Annotated in this window: 1 protein-coding gene; it reads left to right on the top strand. The window is 49.1% G+C overall.

Annotation, left to right across the window (positions count from 1 at the left end; translation table 11 throughout):
- Positions 1-384: hypothetical protein (locus ACFQ1M_RS17675; protein ID WP_386410956.1), on the top strand; the 384-nt coding region annotated here is incomplete at its 5' end.
- Between the last annotated feature and the right edge of the window lie 125 nt (positions 385-509).

Below are 509 nucleotides of genomic sequence, written 5' to 3'. Positions count from 1 at the left end.
GTTACGTGCAATGCCTTAACTTATAATTCTTTCGGGCAGGCCCATTGTGCATTTTCAATGATCTTCTCTCCTACCCGCCCCAATTTTGTGGGCCTCTTTGCCGTCCTTCGCCCTGGGCCATTTTTTTGGGTCGCAGCTCGCAAAAAATGTATCAATGACCTTTTCTTACCTGCCAAGGACTTACCCTTACGGCGAGCAGCCTGGCGCATAGGGCTCGGTTACTCTCTAACCTTCTTCGGGCGTCATTTTTTGGTCGCCGCAACATGGTCGCTGTCCATCTTGCTATCTTTTGGACGAAGCCTTTCACTGCCCTCAGCGATGAAAAAAATGGCTGGAATCTTGGTCCATGTCAACTTGCAAGGCCTAGGTCTGCACAGCACGTAACAATGTGTATGATCCATGGCTATGGCCTGTCACTTTTCTGAAAATTCCAGCGGAATTTTCACAGGTTCGCGATTGTTTGCTAAATTGGGTGCCAAACAACGCAACGGATCATACACCCGGCCGTT

The organism is Sungkyunkwania multivorans (genome assembly GCF_042675645.1).
Taxonomy (GTDB): Bacteria; Bacteroidota; Bacteroidia; order Flavobacteriales; family Flavobacteriaceae; genus Sungkyunkwania; species Sungkyunkwania multivorans.
The sequence above is the reverse complement of the archived record's forward strand: the minus strand, read 5'-3'. Positions and strand labels throughout refer to the sequence as shown.